Source organism: Paenibacillus albiflavus (genome assembly GCF_004344915.1).
Lineage (GTDB): Bacteria > Bacillota > Bacilli > Paenibacillales > NBRC-103111 > Paenibacillus_AM > Paenibacillus_AM albiflavus.
Genome location: NZ_SKFG01000042.1, coordinates 1 through 20698, shown reverse-complemented (window position 1 = coordinate 20698; position 20698 = coordinate 1). Strand labels below are relative to the sequence as shown.

Annotated in this window: 18 protein-coding genes, 1 tRNA gene and 1 pseudogene; 11 read left to right on the top strand and 9 right to left on the bottom strand. The window is 45.3% G+C overall.

Features of this window, described 5'->3' with window-relative positions:
• The first annotated feature begins 33 nt into the window (after positions 1-33).
• Together E0485_RS22750 and E0485_RS22745 are read left to right on the top strand one after the other, a co-directional pair.
• A complete protein-coding gene (locus tag E0485_RS22750) occupies positions 34-1527 on the top strand; it encodes an ABC transporter substrate-binding protein (protein WP_132420351.1) in 1494 nt (497 codons plus the stop codon).
• Positions 1528-1630: 103 nt separating this feature from the next.
• Positions 1631-3561 (top strand): annotated as a pseudogene (locus E0485_RS22745) (GTP-binding protein).
• A gap of 19 nt (positions 3562-3580) precedes the next feature.
• On the opposite strand, the gene pcp reads toward E0485_RS22745, so the two are convergent.
• Positions 3581-4228 (bottom strand): pyroglutamyl-peptidase I, encoded by a 648-nt coding sequence (gene pcp / locus E0485_RS22740; protein ID WP_132420350.1) that lies wholly within the window; start codon positions 4226-4228, stop codon positions 3581-3583.
• 248 nt (positions 4229-4476) lie between these two features.
• On the opposite strand from pcp, the gene E0485_RS25365 reads away from it, so the two are divergent.
• Together E0485_RS25365 and E0485_RS22735 are read left to right on the top strand one after the other, a co-directional pair.
• A complete protein-coding gene (locus E0485_RS25365) occupies positions 4477-4575 on the top strand; it encodes a YjcZ family sporulation protein (protein WP_207911040.1) in 99 nt (32 codons plus the stop codon).
• A 178-nt stretch (positions 4576-4753) separates the two neighbouring features.
• Positions 4754-4829: transfer RNA gene (locus tag E0485_RS22735), tRNA-Arg, on the top strand.
• A 75-nt stretch (positions 4830-4904) separates the two neighbouring features.
• On the opposite strand, the gene E0485_RS22730 is transcribed toward E0485_RS22735, so the two are convergent.
• A complete protein-coding gene (locus tag E0485_RS22730) occupies positions 4905-5573 on the bottom strand; it encodes a DNA alkylation repair protein (RefSeq protein ID WP_235857682.1) in 669 nt (222 codons plus the stop codon).
• Positions 5574-5809: 236 nt separating this feature from the next.
• Here E0485_RS22730 and E0485_RS22725 point away from each other — a divergent pair, with 236 nt between their 5' ends.
• Entirely contained in the window at positions 5810-6859 is a 1050-nt protein-coding gene (locus E0485_RS22725) for an S-layer homology domain-containing protein (protein ID WP_132420349.1), read from the top strand.
• 83 nt (positions 6860-6942) lie between these two features.
• Here E0485_RS22725 and E0485_RS22720 read toward each other — a convergent pair whose 3' ends face one another.
• From E0485_RS22720 to tadA, 7 genes are all read right to left on the bottom strand, one after another.
• Positions 6943-8352, bottom strand: a complete 1410-nt coding sequence (locus E0485_RS22720; protein ID WP_407944873.1) for an ABC transporter substrate-binding protein — start codon at positions 8350-8352, stop codon at positions 6943-6945.
• A gap of 83 nt (positions 8353-8435) precedes the next feature.
• Complete coding sequence (locus E0485_RS22715) at positions 8436-9257, bottom strand: carbohydrate ABC transporter permease (RefSeq protein WP_132420348.1); 822 nt, start codon at positions 9255-9257, stop codon at positions 8436-8438.
• Entirely contained in the window at positions 9254-10147 is an 894-nt protein-coding gene (locus E0485_RS22710) for a carbohydrate ABC transporter permease (protein ID WP_235857681.1), read from the bottom strand. Before E0485_RS22710 ends, E0485_RS22715 begins: the two co-directional genes overlap by 4 nt.
• Before the next feature lie 152 nt (positions 10148-10299).
• A complete protein-coding gene (locus tag E0485_RS22705; RefSeq protein WP_132420346.1) occupies positions 10300-11760 on the bottom strand; it encodes a stalk domain-containing protein in 1461 nt (486 codons plus the stop codon).
• 171 nt (positions 11761-11931) lie between these two features.
• Positions 11932-13251 (bottom strand): MFS transporter, encoded by a 1320-nt coding sequence (locus E0485_RS22700; RefSeq protein WP_132420345.1) that lies wholly within the window; start codon positions 13249-13251, stop codon positions 11932-11934.
• Between the two features lie 165 nt (positions 13252-13416).
• Positions 13417-13725: a hypothetical protein gene (locus E0485_RS22695; protein ID WP_132420344.1), complete on the bottom strand. Its 309-nt coding sequence runs from the start codon at positions 13723-13725 to the stop codon at positions 13417-13419.
• 25 nt (positions 13726-13750) lie between these two features.
• A complete protein-coding gene (gene tadA, locus E0485_RS22690; RefSeq protein WP_407944874.1) occupies positions 13751-14194 on the bottom strand; it encodes a tRNA adenosine(34) deaminase TadA in 444 nt (147 codons plus the stop codon).
• Positions 14195-14477: 283 nt separating this feature from the next.
• On the opposite strand from tadA, the gene E0485_RS22685 reads away from it, so the two are divergent.
• The 6 genes from E0485_RS22685 to E0485_RS22660 all read left to right on the top strand — a co-directional run.
• A complete protein-coding gene (locus E0485_RS22685; RefSeq protein WP_165921269.1) occupies positions 14478-15182 on the top strand; it encodes a PilZ domain-containing protein in 705 nt (234 codons plus the stop codon).
• A 139-nt stretch (positions 15183-15321) separates the two neighbouring features.
• Entirely contained in the window at positions 15322-16425 is a 1104-nt protein-coding gene (gene ychF / locus E0485_RS22680; RefSeq protein WP_132420342.1) for a redox-regulated ATPase YchF, read from the top strand.
• Between the two features lie 112 nt (positions 16426-16537).
• Entirely contained in the window at positions 16538-17611 is a 1074-nt protein-coding gene (gene prfA, locus E0485_RS22675) for a peptide chain release factor 1 (RefSeq protein ID WP_132420341.1), read from the top strand.
• A gap of 1 nt (position 17612) precedes the next feature.
• Positions 17613-18506 carry a peptide chain release factor N(5)-glutamine methyltransferase gene (gene prmC / locus E0485_RS22670; RefSeq protein WP_132420340.1) on the top strand — a complete coding sequence of 298 codons (894 nt, stop codon included), beginning with the start codon at positions 17613-17615 and terminating at the stop codon, positions 18504-18506.
• Positions 18507-19064: 558 nt separating this feature from the next.
• The gene (gene spoIIR, locus E0485_RS22665) at positions 19065-19709 is read left to right on the top strand and encodes a stage II sporulation protein R (RefSeq protein WP_132420339.1); all 645 of its coding nucleotides are present in this window, start codon (positions 19065-19067) and stop codon (positions 19707-19709) included.
• 139 nt (positions 19710-19848) lie between these two features.
• Positions 19849-20698, top strand: an 850-nt coding sequence (locus tag E0485_RS22660) for an L-threonylcarbamoyladenylate synthase (protein WP_132420338.1), incomplete at its 3' end; no start/stop codon positions are given.

Below are 20698 nucleotides of genomic sequence, written 5' to 3'. Positions count from 1 at the left end.
ACTATACACATCGATTTAGAGGGGGAAATAGGAATGAAAGGTAAGAAGTTAATCTCGCTTGCTTTAACTGCAGTGATGATTGCGCCACTCCTTACAGCTTGCTCCATGGGAGCTAAAAGTGAAGATAAGAAAGAACGTGTACTGCGTATTGCAACAAGCAATGGTTACACAGGAGATGATGAATATTTCCGCCAGCAGTTTACGGATATTTTTGAGTTTAACAATCCGAATATCAAAATCGAAATTATTCCAACAGGGGATGATTCAGAGCGTTATAGCTATTATGGCCCTAGAGCCACCAATGAGCCTCCTAAGGAGTTCAAAGATCCTTTTGTGAAAATGCAGGAGTTGATGGAAGGCGATAATCCGCCAGACATCGTTATGATGAACTATGATCAAATGTCTGCGCTATTGGAGAAGAACTTATTATCTCCACTAGACAGCAAAATTGCAGAAGATAAATTCGATACAACCGATTACGTGCCTGCCGTTTATGACGGGATTAAGAGCCTAAGCTCGGACGGCAAAACCTATGCATTGGCGCCACTCTTTAACTCTACAGCACTGATTTATAATAAAAAGATATTTACAGACGCAGGTGTGGAGCCGCCAACAGATAATATGACATGGGATGATATGTTTGCTTTAGCTTCACGTATTTCCAAGCCAGAGGGTAATAAGCCGATTTATGGTTTCTCTTTTAACACCAGTCGTTGGAGCGATCCTTTCTATGATATGAATACCTACACATCACCGTTAGGATTGCGTTACCTGAATGAAACAGGGGATAAAATGACAGTTGATTCAGATGATTGGGAGCGAGTTTGGAAGAAATTCGTTGATTTGCAACAGCAGAAGGCTATGATGCCTGTTATGGATCCGAACAATCCCGATAATTTCCAAAGCAACCCAGACGAAGAAGGACCATTCGCCTATGATTTATTCATGTCGGGTCGCTTGGGTATGACGGTATATAATTATTATCAAATTGCCAATTTAATTGATGTAAATAAGCATGCGAGCGATATTAAGAACTATTCACCGATTGATTGGGATGTTGTGACATTGCCGAGTCATCCTGAACATCCAGGTGTTGTAGCAGGGATAAACATCGCAGGCCTTATGGGAATTAACACGAAAGCAACGAATGTAGAAGATGCATGGAAATTCATCAAATTCGTAAATAGTCCTGAGTGGGCGAAGCTGAAATCAAATAGCTCGTATCAATTGCCAGCACGCAAATCCTATATCAAGCCAAAAGATGGACTGGATTACCACATTGAAGCCTTCTACAATGTCAAGCCTTCTTCATTCTCTGAAAATGATTACTCTAAATTCTATCGAACGATGCCGAATATAGGCATGGTGATGGACGCTGGACGCAATCGATTACAAGATGTTATGCTAGGTAAAACATCACCTCGTGAGGCCTTAAAGCTGTGGCAGGAACAAGGGGATAAGATTATTCAGGAGATTAAGTCTAATCCTAATGGACCGATTACCATCGATGTCAGTCCGATGAAATAATGGAAGATAATGAAACCGTCGAAAATCCATTTCGGCGGTTTTTTTCTTAAGAAACGCACCCGTCTTTAAGGACGGTGAAGCCGTTTCTTCTCGGAGGTGTGGCATGAAGAAAACAATTGGACTCTTTGCTCATGTGGATGCGGGGAAAACAACTTTTGCGGAGCAGGTACTTTATTATACGAAGAGCATTGGGCACTTGGGGCGTGTAGATCATCAGGATGCTTTTCTCGACAGTCATGATATTGAAAAAGAAAGAGGTATTACCGTATTCGCTGATCAGGCGATAATGAGCCTCCACGGCAATACTTATTATTTAATCGACACACCTGGGCATGTCGACTTCTCAGCCGAAATGGAACGAGCTATTCAGGTAATGGATTACGCTATTTTGATTCTTAGCGCCGTTGAGGGCATAGAGGGTCATACGGAAACGGTCTGGCAACTACTTAGAAAGCATCAGGTACCAACATTTCTCTTTATCAATAAAATCGATCGCACAGGCGCAGATGCAACCCGTGTACTAACCGAGATTCGGTCTGAATTATCACAAGATGTATACGAATGGAATGCACCCTTATCGGAATCCATGCCTGACGAGCTAATTGAGTTTATTGCGGAGCGGGATGAAACATTGCTCATGCACTATATGGATCAAGGATATAATGCCGAGCTTTGGCTTGATACCATGCGTAGATTAATCCAAGAGGGTAAGCTATTTATTTGTTCGTCGGGATCTGCACTGCACAATCTAGGAGTTACAGATTTCATAGATGCTCTGGATCAATTGACGATAACGAAGTATGAAAGTAAAGCTCCATTTGCAGGTATCGTCTATAAGATTCGACACGCGTGACTTATATCAAAGCGCTCAGTGGTTCACTTCAGGTTCGAGAAGAAATAGCATACGGAGACGGTGAGGATCGACGTTCTGAGAAGGTAACGCATATTCGCTTAGTGAACGGAAACCGATTGCAGCCTGTAGAACATGTCAGTGCAGGAGACTTATTTGCTGTAACAGGCTTGTCGGTTGCCGCAACGGGTGACGGCTTAGGGACATTAACGGAGAAGGCAACTTACGAGCTAGTGCCTACCTTACAGTCGAAGGTTATTTATGATGCTGCGATTAGCGATAAGGATATGCTGCGATGCTTTCGTATTTTGGATGCGGAAGATCCGTCGTTACATGTGATGTGGAATGAGCAATTGCAAGAAATTCATATCCATGTCATGGGGATTATTCAATTAGAGGTGCTTGAACGAGTAGTTAAAGAACGATTTGGCTATAGGGTTCAATTCGATGAGCCTGAAATTTTATATAAAGAAACAATTGCGTCTGTTGTGTATGGTTGCGGGCATTTTGAACCGCTGAAGCATTATGCTGAAGTGCATTTGAAGCTTGAGCCTGGTGAACGGGATAGTGGGGTTATTTTCGCAAATGAATGTCATCCCGATGTGCTGACGGTTAATTATCAGAACTTGGTTCAGCAGCATGTACTGGAAAGAGATCATCATGGCTTATTAACGGGTTCGCCTGTTACCGATATGAAGATTACACTTGTCAAAGGCAGTGCGCATATTAAACACACATATGGAGGTGATTTTCGCGAAGCAACCTATCGGGCACTGAGACAGGGCTTGGAACAAGTGGAGAATATACTGCTCGAGCCTTACTATGATTTTAAAATTAAAGTTAACCTCGATCATATCGGCAGAGTGCTATCGGATGTACAGCAGGCGTGTGGTCAATTCAATGCGCCAGAAGTAGCAGGGGATAAGGCGACCGTTACGGGAAGGGTGCCTGTAGCTACTTTTATGAATTATAGTGTGGTGCTAGCCTCTTTTACGCAAGGCAGAGGTACGATTAGTCTTGTATTTGGTGGTTATGATCGTTGTCATAATCCAGAAGAGGTCGTACAGAGAAAAGGTTATAACAAGAATGCTGATCCTGAGTATACGTCTTCTTCGATTTTTTGTGCCAAAGGTCAAGGCTATGCCGTGTCTTGGAATGAAGCGGGGAAACATATGCATATATAGGATGGAAGAATAGGAACAACTAGTGAGTTGTTCCCCCGCCTTCAATGATATCAATTGGATGCTCGATCGTTGCTTGAATTGCAATATGCAGTGCCCTGACAATCGTATCGAGTTCCATACTTGGATGATTTGGCCGTGCTGCTGCTTGTGCGGGTAAGAAAGGGATATGGATAAATCCGCCACGAACTTCGTTATTGTGCTGCTTCAGATAGTGCATTAAATGATAAAATAGATGATTGCATACAAAGGTTCCTGCTGTGTTCGAAATTGAGCTTGGAATCCCATTCTGCTTGATTGCATGCACAATCGCTTTAATCGGAAGTGTCGACCAGTACCCAACAGGACCGTCTGGCACGACTTCTGTATCAATCGGCTGATTGCCTTTGTTATCTGGAATACGGGCATCATCTTTATTAATCGCAATTCGTTCAACCGTAATATCCGGTCTGCCTCCAGCTTGTCCTACACAGATAATGAATTGTGGCTTAAGCTCATCAATAGCCTTCATGAGTACCTCTTTTGCTTCCCCAAACACCGTAGGTACAACGCGAGAAATAATGGTATGCTCTGCGATTAACTGATGATGCAGCTTCATCACTGCTTCAAGTGCTGGATTCGTGGTTTCCCCACCAAATGGATCAAATCCAGTAAGTAAAATGGTACGCATCGCTCACAATCCCTCCTTAGCTCTTTCGGTTAAGTGTAGCATAAGATTTAAGTTTCTTTAATGTTAAAATAAAGTTGTTTTAAGCTAATGCCCCTATACTTAACTTTACTAGCCCCCACTATTTATATAGATGTGAAAGAGCCACAGGATCTCCTGAGGCTCTTTCTTTGTCTATAAGGCTATTCATCCAATCAAAATCTCTATGATTACATATTATACTACTAGTTAGAGGAAAGGGGGGCCATCGTATGGGAGAAGTAGGATACGGCGGAATGTTTACTTCCACAGGTGCAATTTTAGTATTATTCATTCTATTGGTTATCATCACTAGATCATTCTTGTACTAAGAACTGCTAGAAAGATATCCGACAATCTTTCATCGTGCATTCTTTGTTTACGAGGTTATAGCAACCAATAGAGCCATAATTGAAACCACTCCGACGGGGTGGTTTTTTTTCTTATTGCTAATGAATTCGCAACTTTCTTTTTGGCTCGATCTCAAGTCTATGGTATAATGACTGTTGTGGCTCCGTAGCTCAGGGGATAGAGCGACGGTTTCCTAAACCGCAGGTCGGAGGTTCGATTCCTCTCGGGGCCGCCATTATTATATGATACTCACAAAGCTAGCATTGGATTTGTTATCCATGCTGGCTTTTTTGCTTGAATTCAAATCCCTCTACAAATGTTTCAATGCTTCCCGCTTACTTAACGCAGGAAGCGGAGTTTCAGCGACAAATTGCCGCACTCGTTCAGGCTCTGTTTTGGCGTATTCGCGTAGAGCCCAACCGATACTTTTCTGAATAAAAAACTCTTTGGAGGAGAGACAATGCTTGATATAACGGAATAGGCGTTCTTCGTCTGTTCGATTCTTATATTTAAGCTGAAATAGGATTGCTGCGCGCTGCAGCCACATGTTATCAGCTACAATCCAGCTTTCCGCATAACGGTCGATGAGTTCGGGGTAACGGGTGAATAGGCTGCCTGCTACTTGTCCTGCAAGCAAATCAACGGTATCCCACCATGAGCGTGTAACGATAAGGTATTCTAACAAATCTGCTTGTTCACTTCCTAGCAGCTTAAGGCGTTTATTCAGCAGATTCATCGCTATGTACGCATATTCTCGCTCTGGCAGCAGCCACAGCTCACGTACGATTTTGTCAAGCTCGGTTACGTCAGGTAATCCATGAACCTTCGTGAATCCACGAAAGAGCGCCTCCCGTTCAGGTGTTTTGATTCCGAGATAGGGAAATAGATTCTTCATATACTTTGCCATCGGCTCGGCTTGTTCAGGATTACGATGGGGTTCTATATAAGCTTGCAAAGCTAGCACATAAGGATGAGTCAATCGGGATTCCTCATTTCAGGTCATTTATCCTTATTGTAATATTGAACTAATTCATTTGCTAGTTAGGTATATGCGATATGTCTACATACCTGCTTGTAGTCCTTAAGATACGCAATTTGTTCTCGCAGGATTGGACAAATAGTCCTATCTTTGGCAGATCAACTTCTAGTTGCTTGACCGATTGGAAAAGCCCTCGTTAGAATTAGGTTTGGCAATGAGAAATAGGGGGAATTAGGATGCTTAAACTACATAAAATGTGCACATCACTGCTGCTAGCAGCATCTTTAACATTAGGAGCAGGGACTGCATCTGCAGAGGTTGTTTTTCGCGATACCGATAATCATTGGGCGAAGACGACGATTGAATGGGGTGTAACCAAAGGTATTGCAACAGGGTACGGCAATGGCACATTCATGCCGAATCAGAACGTTACGGAAGCGGAATTTATCCGTATGCTGATTGTTGGCATAACAGGCAAGGATTTGGAGAATACATTTATTGCGGAACGTTGGTCGGATAAATATTATAATCTGCTTCATTTTAGAAACTATCCTGTAAACGGTTATGCGGATATTGAACTGCGTGGCAAGTTCATCACCCGTCAGCATGTCGCTGAGCTTGTATCGAGTGCGGATGGTGTTAATTATAACGATGATCAAGCGATTCAATATGTACTCGGTAAGAAATATGCGTTAGGACGTATTCCTGGTGAGAATACCGTTCATAGCTTTATGGGATATGACACAATTACACGTGCAGAAGCACTTCAGCTTATTCGCAATCTAGTGAACCATGGGATGACGAATCTGTATGAGCGTCCAGTTGAGCCAACGTCAGCAGAGAAACTGCCTAAGCTGCCAACAGGATGGGATGTATTCCGTGATGAAATGCATATGGTGATACGTCAGAAGGTATTTGCGAAATATGATGGCTACCGAATCTATGATGATGGCAACAGTAAAATCGTAATGACGAAGTCTGAGCAGCTAGGACAGACCGATTACGCAGTATCTGTTGAGTTCGAGCAGCAAATCAAAGCGTTTAGCGGAGTTTCAATCACGGATATAACGGATAAACAGCAGCGTGGTATGCTCATTGATGTCTTGAATTTGTATGGATTTAAGGCAGATAATGATCTGCTGGCGAAGGTAGATGCTGCAGTGAAGAATAAGAAAGAAGCTGAACTGCTCGTGAGTGGCAAAAAGCTAGTCATTGCTCCAAAAACGACAAGTCCTACCGGGCAGGTTACGATTTATTATAAGTGGTGGGATACGCCACGCTCATAAGGATAACGAAGAAAGACGCTGAAGTAGCACGAATGTGCGACCAAAGCGTCTTCCTTTTTGGGCAATTGTTATATGCACGAAGTTTATTTCGCAACGGTTTTATTATAAACCTCAATCTTCTTCGTAATATTGCTAGCTGCTGCATCCAAGGCATCTTTTGGTGACTTAAGCCCTGTTATTACTTCTTCCATAGCGCCTTCCATGATTTGACGAGCTTCAGGGAATACCCCCATAACAGCACCTTGTGTTGCTTTGCTGACTTTGGTTGCATGAAGCTGATTAACGGCAGTTTGGAATTGCGGGAACTTCTTCATATTCTCTTGAACGGCTGGCTGATCATAGGCTTTCTTTGTAATCGGGAAATAGCCAGTCTTCGTATTCCAGAATGCTTGCTGCTCTGGCATTGCAAGGAATTTGATGAATTCCCAAGCGGCTTTCTGCTCTGCTTCTGGGCGGTTGTTCATCATGTACAAGCTTGCGCCTCCGACAACTACGCCGCCTTCTTTCGCATTAGCTGGTTTAGGCAAGAATGCGGTTCCGACTTCGAATTTATCACCTACAGCATCCACGATTCCACGAAGGGAAGCGGTTGAATCCAAGGTAATTGCGACTTGACCCGCGACAAAAGCTTTCTTCGTATCATCGGTCTTACGTCCAAGGTTAAGCGCGACTTTATCATCAACCATTTGTTTCATCCAAGCGAGTGTTTGAATACCAGCTTCCGTATTCGCGAGTGATTCCGTTGCGCTAGATGTGCGACCGTTGCCATTGTTCACATATTCAGCGCCTTGGTTAGCGAAAAATTGCTCCATGAACCAGCCATATAGAGCGAACGATGCACCCGTTACGCCATCTTTGGACAGTGCTTTGGCAGCTGCAGTAACTTCATCGTAAGTTGCGGGCGGCTTTTCAGGATCAAGTCCTGCTTTTTTGAAAAGCGTCTTATTGTAATACATAATTGGATTCGATGTATTAAATGGGATGGAATACAGTTGACCGTCAAAAGTGTAGTAGCTGAGTATATTCTCCTCAAGCTGTGTCAGATCAAACTTATCTTGATCGATGAATTTCTGCATAGGTGTGATCGCTTTGGAATCGATCATGAAGCGGGAACCAATTTCATAGACTTGGATCATCGTAGGACCGCTTTTGGAGTCGAGGGATGCTTTCATTTTGTTCAGGCTTTCGTCGTATGTACCTTGGAAGATCGCTTCAACTTGAATGTCCTTATGAGAGCTATTAAAGTTTGCGACTAATTGATCAATCGCTTTGCCAAGTTCACCGCCCATTGAATGCCACCAGACGACTTTCGTCACTTCACCGCTTGGCGTTTCTTTTTTGGTCTCTGGCGATGGGACGCCAGTAGGCTGGCTGCTGCTAGTCGTTCCAGCTGCAGCTGAGTTTCTTGTTTGAGCAGTTTGACCACAAGCGGATAATACCATCATGAATGCCGCAGCAGATAAGACCCAACTTTTTGCATATTTCTTGTTCAAATTCTTCCACTCCTTAATCGTATTTGGTTTGATCATGTCTATATGAAGGCACTGCTAGCAATTAGCAGACCGAATGATCCTTATTAACCTTTCAGCGCGCCAGCTGTAATGCCTTGGACTAGCTGTTTTAAGCCGAAGATCAGGATAATGAACGATGGGAGCAGCACTAGCGTTACACCAGCAAGAACAAGATTCCATGAGGTAAACTCTTCAAATTGAAGCATGGAGATGCCAATCTGTACGGTTCGCATCATATCGCTATTCGTTACGAGCAGTGGCCATAGGTACATGTTCCATGCATTCAAGAAAGCATAGATGCCTAGCATCCCCAGTGCTGGAAGCGATAAGGGAATGACAAATTTAATGAAGCTTCGGACCAGTCCGCAGCCGTCAATTTTGGCAGCATCGAATAAGTCATGAGGCAGCTGCAGGAAAAATTGTCGTAACAGAAATGTCCCAAATGCAGTCGCGATAAATGGTAGTGTCAGAGCTTGGAAGGAATCGAGCCAGTCCCAAGATTTGATCGTTAGATAATTTGGGATAATCGTGACTTCCCACGGAATCATCATCGTCGACATGAAGACGGCAAACCAGAATGACTTTCCTGGAAAGCGCAGATGTGAGAAGGCATAGGCTGCGGATGAAGCTAGAACCAGTTGTCCTACCGTGATCAGACTGGACATGATGAACGTATTCATGATGAATCGGCCAATTGGTACCACGTGGAGTACAGTGACAAAATTATCGAAATAAAGCCCATTTGGTAAGAATTGAGGCGGATAGCTATTAGCCTCTTCAGGTGTCATAAAAGACGATGAGATCGTAAAGAACAAAGGGAATAGGATCGCGATTGCACATAATGTTAGCAGCAAGTAGTGAAGTGTCTTAAGAGCAGTATGGTTCATTGATAGTGGACCTTCCTTTCGATAAATCGAAATTGAATGAAGGTAAGCAGAAGAATGATTGCGAACAGGACAAGTGCTTTGGCACTGCCTGAGCCGAATTGAAAGTTAACGAACGCATCTTGGTAGATCGAATTCACGATGACATCGGTTGCTTGAGCAGGACCGCCTTTGGTTAGAATTTTGATTTGGCCAAAAGCTTGGAAGGACCCGATGATCGAAATAATTGTGACAAAGAACAAGGCGGGTGATAACAGTGGAATACAAATCGTGATAAATATACGCCATCCCCCTGCGCCATCCAATCGAGCACTCTCTAGAATTTCAGACGGAATTCCTTTCAGTCCACCCAAAATTACGATATAAGTAAAGCCCAAATTCATCCAAATCGTCATAATGGATACGGAAATTAGCGCCCACGCTGGATCGGTTAACCAGAATATAGGATCAATACCAACGAGGTGCAGGATATGATTGAGAATGCCAGTGCTAGGGTGGTAGAGCATAGCCCAAATGACCGAACTCGTACCGACTGATAGAATAACTGGCAAAGAGTAGATCCATTGAAATAGCTTCATGCCTCTTGCTTGGTGATGAGTGAAGGCAGCTAATAGGAGTGCGAGAAGAATTACAGTTGGGACGGTTAGAAGCATAAATAACAGGGTGATTTTAAGACTTTGGTAAAAAGCCGGGGAGCTGAATATTTCTTTGAAATTATTCAGTCCAACAAATAAAGCGACGTTTCCGCGAGGGTCGGTTAGATGCAAGCTCAGATACAACGATTTGAACATCGGGTAGAATAAGAAAATGGTAAAGAGAATAATAGATGGTGCCAGCAACGTATAAGCTAAGCTAATTTCGCGCCAATTCCTAAAGGTACGCAGAGTGATCAACCTCCCTTGCCTATTTAAGTCAAGTGTAATCCTCGCGTGTAAAGCCAGTGTCATCGTTAAGTTAACTGATTATTAAAATTATTAATTACATATAAAAAGACAATAAAGTGATCCTAGTTGCTTGAATCACTTTATCGTCCTCTAATGAATGGCTATTCCATTGTTATCGTTGCCTGATACAATTCAGGATTCCAATCGAGCTTAGCGCCCAGCTTCTCTGTAACGAAACGAAGCGGGATATACGTCCAGCCATCGCGCAGTTCAGGAGCTTTGGGCATGGTAACGGACTCACCATTTAGAGTAGCGATCGGGCTGCCAATTGTAAGTACAAGCTCCGCCCCGCCTCTGGATGCGGTAATCTGCTGCTTGGCTGCGTCCCATGTGAAATTAGCTTGAATACGCTCGAAGATCCCACGGAATGGCACCATCGTAGCACCATCTTCTGTAAATCCACGGAATTCGTGAACGAATTGTCCATTAACCGTCAATTGAACCTGTGGATTGTCCATATATTGAACGACCAACGCATTGCTTAATTCACGACCCGGCGTGCGTTTCATCGTATTGTTATAATAGAGGCCAGAGCTGGCGCCGCCATCCATATTCATCGCTTCAACGAGCCCGAAGCTAAGCAGTGCTTCAGCCATATCTTGTAACGTTACCGCAGGGAACACGCCTAGAACGAGGCGATCCTTGCCGTCAATACCGACAAAGCTGCGACCTGCTGCATTCGTCGTTATTTTCGCTTCGGTAAATCCGTCACGCTTATGGTCAATATCGACTTTACCTTTGGTAATCAGCTTCGGTCCAACGCCAATTGCAGCTATCCAGTCTTGTGAACTCATTTGGCCATGATCGCCACTCATGGATCTATTCATCGTAATAGTATCGCCTACATGCACATTATTGAGAATATAGTCATTCTTGCCTTGAACATAAATGACGTAACCGTTCCTTGGAATCACCGCTTCTGCTTGATTGACAATCTGCGTAATGCGGCCGTCTTCTACAAGGATATAGGTCGCATTCGGATAGGAAATTGATGTACCGTAGCTAGGTGTAAAGCAGACAACCTGTCCCTCTGTTTGATCACCATAGTAGACGTTAACTGCCCATGGTGAAAAGTTATAAGAACGTGCCCCTTTGTTTTGCGGTGTCACACTAAAGGATACGCCTATACTTGCTTGTTCAATCGAAGCTTTGCGATTCGTCTGGATAATGAGAGACTGGTTCTGCCCACCTTTAAGCACTTCGCCATTATCGAGCAGCAGTCCATAAGGATATTGCTTGGTCGTATCTTTGTTATAGGCATCAAAGTAGGTGCCGTTGATTGCAGCTACTGCCTCTGTCCGCTTGACCATGGAAGAGAGCTTCTCTACATGTCCGATCCCGCCTTGGGCAATAACGGGTCCTACACGAACCCGAGGATCGGATAGATCAACAGTGATGTAGTCGAAAGTATAGTTCTTGCCATTAACCGCTACCGTCGAACGGCTTGCTTGTACAGCATCAGCTTTGCTGGCTTGTGCGGGCACGGTGTAGAGTGATACGGCTAGCATTGTAATGGCAGCACAGGCTGCTGACGTTCTGCATATACGTGTTATCATCGTCATAGGGGAATAGTCCTCATTTCTTTACCAAATATACTAGTGCTATATTTTAATTCAACAAAGTTCGATCATTTCCTACAATGAATTTATATTAATAATTGAATATTTAGACAACAAAACCGCCATACCCGTTCTCGGTTAATGGCGGTTTGCTAATCTTAGATCCACTTGTATTTACTTAGATACCGTAATGTTAGAAGATTTACTCTCGCTTCGACCTAATGGATAGAAGTAATAGAAGAGCAAACCAAACAATAAACAAACGACAGGAATGCCGCTAAGCATCATCCGAATACCGAACACCGTTGCGTCAGGTTGAACCGCGATATCGGCTGAGTAGCCAGTTCCCTCCAGAATTCCACTCATAATAACAGCTTGCAGGGATACGCCCCAACGCATGATAAAGCCGTTCATCCCATAGTACATGCCTTCGCGCCGTTCGCCTGTTCGTGTCTCGTCATCGTCTACGATTTCGGCAATCAGGACATCGAGCAGTACGATGAGCCCTGCCAGGCATAGTCCGACGCATGCAGTTGTAACGATGGCACTGATTGAACCTGTCACGAAAGCAAAAGGAATAAGCGAGATCATGTAGAGCGCAGCAGCTGTCATAATTGTCTTGCGAGTCCCCCACTTGTTGGTAAGTCTGCCCCATACATAGACCATTGGCATCGCGATAACAAAAATCGTCCCCAGCATAATGGTATTGAACGTATCGTCCTTATTCAGCAATACATACTTCGTAAAGAACGGAATTGCGGCGGGTAGGAGCGCAAAAGTTAGCTGAACGAAGAAGCTGCCGAGGACGTATGTAACAAAGGCTTTGTTCGTGAACGTATAACGAAGTGAGGATAAGAAAGAAATCGAATGTGCGGCAGGTCGTTCATGCTTAGGTTCTTTGGAGCCAAGTATAGAGATCGCGAAGAAGATGAGACATAAGCAGCCAAAAAGAATCCCCATAGCCGTCCAGCCAATCTGACCGTAGATGATCGGAGGTAAGGCAACACCGATAATCATACCGATAATGCCTATCATTTGGCGCCAGGAGGATACGGATGTACGATCTTTAAGCTTGGTGAACATCTCAGGAAACAAAGAAGTCCAATTAAGCACCACGAGAATGTAGAAAATATCATAGAGTAGAACGATGATCAGAAAATACCAGAATAGATTTGCGCTTGGACCAAGCGGGATCCAGACTAAAGTGAATGAAGCAGCTAGCGGAATGATACCAAAGGTAATATACGGGACTCTTCGTCCCCACTTGGAGCGTGTATTATCCGATAAATAACCGATCAGTGGATTCAGAATCGCACCGAAGATTCCGTGAATCACCATCGCAAGTCCAATTAATGCAGGCTTAACACCTAGATGATCAACATAATAGAAGACGATATACGTTGCAAACATTTGTGCCATCAGATTAACAGGAAAATTACCGCTGCTATAGGCTATCTTTTGCCATGGTTTGATTTGAACCTCTTGTTCACCCATCGATCCTCTCGCCTCTCTTTCATTCGAGCCTAAAGGAAATAATTTCCTTTAGGCACTATTGATTTCATTATATGCGACGAGATTGAGAAAACAACAGAAGAATAAGTAGTTAACTAGGATTGATAGATACAAGGGTGAACTCATTCATTATGCGTCGATCTAAATTTAGTAGGTTCGATTTCGACTACTTATTACTAACATGTTAATTATTGAGATAATTAATCCGATAATTCGAGGTATATAGCCAATAATTGGGATAACGCTTAAGATAGACATCACGACATTCCCAAACGTCAGCAGAACGGTTCCGTTACTTAGAACAATGGAGAAAATAACGCTAATAACGGTTAGCGGAATGATCCAGCCAGCTACCCAGGCATACATAAACGGAATGAGCCCAAGTATAAATCCGAGCATAACGAAGAATTCAAGCACGATATGCAATCTGTTCCACATGGGATTAATAGGTTTCATACGTATAACCTCCTTGCTATTTATTTTACCCTTTACTTCTTAATTTACGAAAAAATTGGGTTAACATCGATCCGCATTCTTCTTGCAGGACATCACTTATCACCTCTACACGATGATTAAAACGATCCTCTTGTAGAAGGTTCATGAGTGTACCTGCGCATCCTGCCTTTGGATCAGTAGTTCCGAAGACGACGAGCGGCACTCTCGATTGTACGATTGCTCCTGCACACATCGGGCATGGTTCAAGCGTAACATACAGGGTGCAATCCAGAAGTCTCCATGCATTAAGATATTCGCTAGCTTGCTTGATTGCAACCATTTCAGCATGTGCAGTAGGGTCCATTGTGGTTTCACGCAAATTGTGACCACGTCCAATGATTTCACCGTTCTTCACAATCACTGCACCGATGGGAACCTCGCCAAGCTCCTCTGCTTTGCGGGCTTCAGCAATCGCTTCTTTCATCCACATGATGTGGTTTTCCACAGGCCATTCCTCCTTTGAATTGTTCATCAACATGTGGATAACGCACTAGAACAAGCATTCTTGTTAATAAATTGTGCACAATCTTGTGGATAAGTTGATAACTTTGTGGATATCTACATTTATTTTAGAATAAACTGGTTGATACAGGCAAGAATGTTGTGGTTTTTATCATGTTCGTTGATACAAGAGTTATTGAAGTTTTCACGAAAGTATATATACTAAAAATATTTAGTTGGTATAAAGATGCATGCAAAGGTGGCTAATAATAATGGACTCCGTTAATTCCTATCATCCGAAAAATACGACATCTTCAGCTACGTCTGTCAGCAGCGCATTTGCTAATTTAATTGAGGCCAGGACCGTTCTGGAGAAGAAGCATTTTGTATCCACAGGGGCTATTACGTATATAGAAGGCGATATAGCAGAAGTTGAAATTTCAGAATGGGATCTCTTCCATTTGGGTGACCCACTCAAAGTGATTATTTACTCTCCAATTGGCATTCTCAATTTTGAATCTACGGTTGTTGCCAAGGGTTTTGGATCGGTCATTATTCTTGTCCCTCCAAACATACAGAGCAGATTTTTGGATAAACGACAGTATCCTCGTGTAGATGCACGCCAGATCGGTAATCTTCATCGTATACATCAGTCCACTGCTAGTAAGTCTAGCCTTGAGTTTGATTCTCCTATACCTATTGAGACGACAGATATTTCACTTGGTGGCGTAGGGTTTATCGTTCCGATGGATGCACAGGAATTCAAAACATACTCTCGGATAGAAGGTGAACTCCAGATTGGTTTCGCCTTTGGGGCGCTGCTTGAAATTATCCGCAAATCCCCAGTAGAAGGCGGTATGTTCTATGGGGCCAAAATGCTTGAGCTATCGCAAGAGCAGGAATTTTCCTTACGAGCATTTATTTTGCGTATACAGGTATCGAATTATTTTAAGCACAAAAGTACCAATAATAGTTAACCCCATGATCCGCGGAATTCCATTGTTTTGGCGGCCAATTTATTATATAATGTAGGGTGGTAAACATGAGGGGGTAATCTGCCCCGCGAGTTTTACCGAACCTTTGGTTCATTAAGATAATTTAAGGAGTGTCTCACACATGGCTTTAAAAGCAGGAATCGTCGGCCTACCGAACGTCGGCAAATCGACTTTGTTTAATGCAATCACACAAGCAGGCGCCGAATCGGCTAACTATCCTTTCTGTACGATTGATCCGAATGTAGGGGTAGTAGAAGTGCCAGATGAAAGACTGCAGAAGCTGACTGAAATCGTAACGCCTAACCGTGTTGTACCTACAGCTTTTGAGTTCGTCGATATCGCTGGACTTGTGAAGGGCGCGAGTAAAGGGGAAGGCTTGGGTAATAAATTTTTGGCGCATATCCGTGAAGTGGATGCGATCGTTCACGTGGTACGCTGTTTTGTCGATGAGAATATTACACATGTATCGGGTAAAGTCGATCCGCTTGGCGATATCGAAACCATCAACCTGGAGTTAATCTTGGCGGATTTGGATTCGGTGGAGAAGAAGATTGAACGTTCCCGTAAAAATATGAAAGGCGGCAACAAGCAGTACGCCGCTGAGATCGAATGCTTGGAGAAAGTGAAAGAAGCGCTTTACAACGATAAGCCAGCACGCAGTGTTGAGCTTACAGATGAAGAGAAGCTAATCCTTCGCGATCTGCACTTATTAACTATGAAGCCAGTGCTATATGCAGCGAATGTAAGTGAAGCGGAAGCTGCTAATTCAGATGGCAATCCGTATGTTCAAATGGTGCGCGATTTTGCAGCTGGAGAAGGTGCTGAAGTCGTTCCAATCTCTGCACGTGTGGAGATGGAAATTGCTGAGCTTGAAACAGATGAAGAGAAAGCGATGTTCATTGAAGAGCTTGGCTTGTCAGAATCAGGTCTGAACCGCTTGATTAAAGCGGCGTATAAGCTACTTGGACTATACACTTACTTCACAGCAGGTGTACAAGAAGTTCGTGCTTGGACGATTCGTAAAGGTATGAAGGCTCCGCAAGCTGCAGGTGTCATTCATACGGATTTTGAACGCGGATTTATTCGCGCAGAAGTGGTTTCCTATGATGATCTAGCTGCTGCTGGTTCTATGGCTGTTGCGCGTGAGCGTGGACAGCTTCGTCTAGAAGGTAAAGAATACGTCGTGAATGACGGCGACGTTATGCATTTTAGATTCAACGTTTAGCGAAGGATAGTTGGAGCTCGTATGTGCGTTTTTTGGACCTACGGGCTTATCCGCATGCAAATTTTGAATCGTATAGAACTATAATATAAGAATTGAATAAGGGGTGAGGCATATGCTAGACCGTTTACAGTCGCTTGCAGATCGCTATGAGAAGCTGAGTGAGATGCTATGTGATCCAGATGTAACGAATGATACGAAGAAGCTTCGTGAGTATTCGAAGGAACAATCTGACCTTCAAGAACCTTATGATGCTTACATGGAGTATAAAGAAGTTCATCAAGGCTTGACCGCTGCCAAGGAAATGCAAGGCGAGAAGCTGGATGACGAAATGAAAGAGCTTGTAAAGCTTGAGATTGAAGAATTGTCCGGACGCAAGACCGAGCTGGAAGAAAGAATCAATATCCTCATGATGCCAAAGGATCCGAACGACGATAAGAACGTAATCGTGGAGATTCGCGGCGCAGCGGGTGGCGATGAAGCGGCATTGTTCGCAGGCGATCTTTATAAAATGTATACCAGATACGCTGATTCCCAAGGCTGGCGTACAGAGGTCCTGGATGCATCCCTTAACGATTTGGGCGGATTCAAGGAAATCGTATTTATGGTGGCAGGTAAAGGTGCATACTCCAAGCTGAAGTTTGAGAGCGGCGCGCATCGTGTTCAACGTATTCCAGTAACGGAGTCTGGCGGACGTATTCATACATCAACATCAACCGTTGTTGTAATGCCAGAAGCTGAAGATTTGGATATTGAAATTAAAGACAACGATATTCGTGTAGATACGTTCTGCTCCAGCGGTGCTGGCGGTCAGTCCGTTAATACGACGAAATCTGCAGTCCGCGTAACGCACGTACCGACAGGTATCGTTGCGACATGTCAGGATGGCAAATCGCAGAATGATAATAAAGCGAAGGCGTTACAAGTTCTTCGTGCGCGTATTTTTGATATTTTTCAGCAAGAAGAACAAGCGAAAATCGCAGGTGAGCGCAAGAGCAAAGTCGGTACAGGCGACCGAAGCGAGCGCATTCGCACGTACAATTTCCCGCAAAGCCGTGTAACCGATCACCGCATCGGACTAACACTGCACAAGCTTGATACCGTCCTTAATGGTGATATGGAAGAAATCATTTCGAGTCTAACGATTGCTGCACAAGCGGATCTGCTCGAAAAAGGAGAACAAGCGTAACATGATGACCCTAAACGGCCTTCAAGGCCGTAGTATAAGAGAAGCCTATGTTCAGGCTTCTTCTTTTTTAAAGGAGCAAGAGGTGCAGGATGCAGCCGTATGTGCAGAACTGCTGCTTCAGCATTTTCTTGGCTGGACTCGGAGTATGTTGCTGCTAAGCTGGCAGGATTCTTTCCCAGCGGAGCGTGAAGAAGAGTGGTATGCGCTTGTTAAACGCAAGGCAAATGGAGAACCCGTCCAATATATTATCGGTGAGACAGATTTCTACGGCATAACGCTTCATGTTGAGCCAGGTGTCCTCATTCCAAGACCCGAAACGGAGCTGTTAGTGGAGAGTGTGCTTGAGGAGGCAGATAAAATCGGTACGCCCTTGACCTTTGCCGATATCGGCACAGGCAGCGGAGCGATTCCGATTGCCATGGCTTGCAATCGGAGCGACTGGCGCGTGTACGCAAGCGATATCTCGCCTGCGGCACTTGCCATAGCCCGTAGCAACGCCGTACGCTGCGGTGTGCAAAATCGGGTCACCTTCCTTGAAGGTGACCTCCTCCGCCCCTTCATCGAGGGGCGGATCGCGGTGGATGTGCTGGTCAGCAATCCACCGTATATTCCAGCGAGGGATATCCCCTCGCTGCAGCCTGAGGTGCGGCTGTACGAGCCGCACCTGGCGCTTATCGGCGATGAGGCGGACGGGCTTGGCCTCTATCGCCGCATCACCGCGCAGCTTGCCGAGCTGCCAAAGCAGCCGACCATTGTCGGCTTCGAGGTCGGCATGGGGCAAGCGGAAGCAGTCGCAGCCATGCTGCGCAGCTGCGCGGAATGGGACGAGGTTCGCTTGATTCGCGACCTCGCAGGGATTGACCGCCATGTGATGGCGGTGCGCAAATCGAAGTGAGTGCGTGAGGCATTGATGCTTATGGCAGATGCTGTCTGTAAATGCTAGATGCCTAGATGCACAGACGTATAGGTGCCACTCTAGTCATGGCGATGCGACTCTAACCACGTCGCTGCAAAATAGCGGATTCTCACGTGCTTATTTCCTACTTTTTGCGTTGATCAGCTCAGATAACGGATTATGAGGTGCTTAATTAGCTTCCATCAGCCCCAACTCATCTACAATTACCCGAAATAAGTACCTCAAAATCCGCTATTGTGTCGCCTAATCAACATATCAGCCAAATAAGCACCTAGAAATCCGTTATTTCACGGGATGGGAGTGCCGAACAGAGCTATTCAGAGCCAACAAGTGCATCAGCCAGTGCCAACCAGTACTGAGCAGTGGCAACGGCGACCAGAGCCGACCACGATCAGTGCTAACTGCGACCAGTGCCTCCGTCACACAAGCCCTTCCACACACTATTTGCTAGATTTCAAAAAAATACTAGATTGCTAGTTTAGCCCTCTCGTTTCTTGTCCATACTTGGACTATGAGATGGAGAGAGGGGCTAGAGCAATGGATCAGCAGCGTTGGAAGCAAGAGAAGAGTAGTTTATGGCGCAGCGTTTTTTATGTGACTTTTGCACTTATTCTATTAGTGTTTATTTGGGATACGAATCGGACGAATGCGGCGATTAGTGGGGCTTCGATACCGGATCAGGCGATTCGTTTACGCATATTAGCAAATTCAGATTCAGCGGTGGATCAATGGGTCAAACGTGAGGTTCGTGATGCGGTCATGCAAGAAATGGCGGCATGGGCGATGGGACCTCGCGACTTGGAGGACGCCCGTGTAACGATTAACGCGAATTTGCCAAGAATTCAGCAGGTTGTTGGACAAACACTGAAAGCGTATAACGCGAATTATCCTTTCAAAGTGGAGCTTGGGAATGTACCTTTTCCAGCGAAGGTTTATAATGGTAAGGTATACCCTGCAGGTGATTATGAAGCACTGCGCATTACGCTTGGCGGTGGCGATGGACAGAATTGGTGGTGCGTGCTGTTCCCGCCGTTATGCTTCGTCGATGCCGTATCTGCCCAAAAAGCAGGCGTAGACGTCAATTCATCTAACGGTGTTGAAACAGACAAGTCGATAGCTGCTGCCGAGGACAAAACGGAATACCGTTCATTCATCTGGGATTGGGTGAAGAGCATTTTCTAATCATTAGGTGACAAAATAGGCTAGCCTATCTCGCATCATGCGAATAAAGTTGAAACGAACGCATTGATCATATTTACGCTTAAGCGGACACGGGTCCGCTTGTGGCATTTCATTTATCAATATAAGGTTGTGGACATACATGACAAAGCATTGGACAATCGGAATTAATCAATTACCAGCACCAGAACAACTGCGTGAAGCTCTTCAAGAAGCAGCAGCTATGCTGCGTGCAGGGGAGACAGTCGCATTTCCGACGGAGACGGTGTATGGGCTCGGTGCAGATGCGACGCAGACGGAAGCCGTTCGAGGCATCTATGCAGCCAAAGGCCGCCCTTCTGACAATCCGCTGATCGTCCACATTGCAGATCGCTCACAGTTAGATGAGTGGATCAGCGGTGTGGTGGATGAGCGAATTGAGCAACTGCTCGCGCAGTTCTGGCCAGGTCCGCTAACGGTCATCCTGCCCGTTCAGCCGAATAAACTATCCCCGCTCGTCACTGCGGGGTTGTCGACGGTCGGGGTGCGGATGCCCGACCATCCGATTGCTCGCGAGCTGATCAGACTCGCGGGCTGCCCTGTTGCGGCCCCGAGTGCGAACTCCTCGGGCAAGCCTAGCCCAACGCGCGCGGAGCATGTGCGCGAAGACCTCGACGGCCGCATTGGCGGCATCGTCGATGGGGGTTCCGCCGGCGTCGGACTTGAGTCGACGGTGGTGGAATGGTCGCAGGGTGCTCTGCATATCCTGCGACCTGGCGGCATCACCGCCGAGGCGCTGCGCGCTGCGCTGCGCTGCGTAGAAGTGATTGCCCCGGCGGCAGGCGGCGAGTCGGCAGCGGAAGCCGAGCTTGCCGCTAAAACGCCCCGCGCGCCGGGGATGAAGTACCGCCACTACGCCCCGCGCGGGCGTATGTGGCTCGTTGACGGCGCGGACACCGCCGCCGTCGCAGCAACAATGCGGCGCGAGCTTAGCGCCGCCAAAGCTAAAGGTG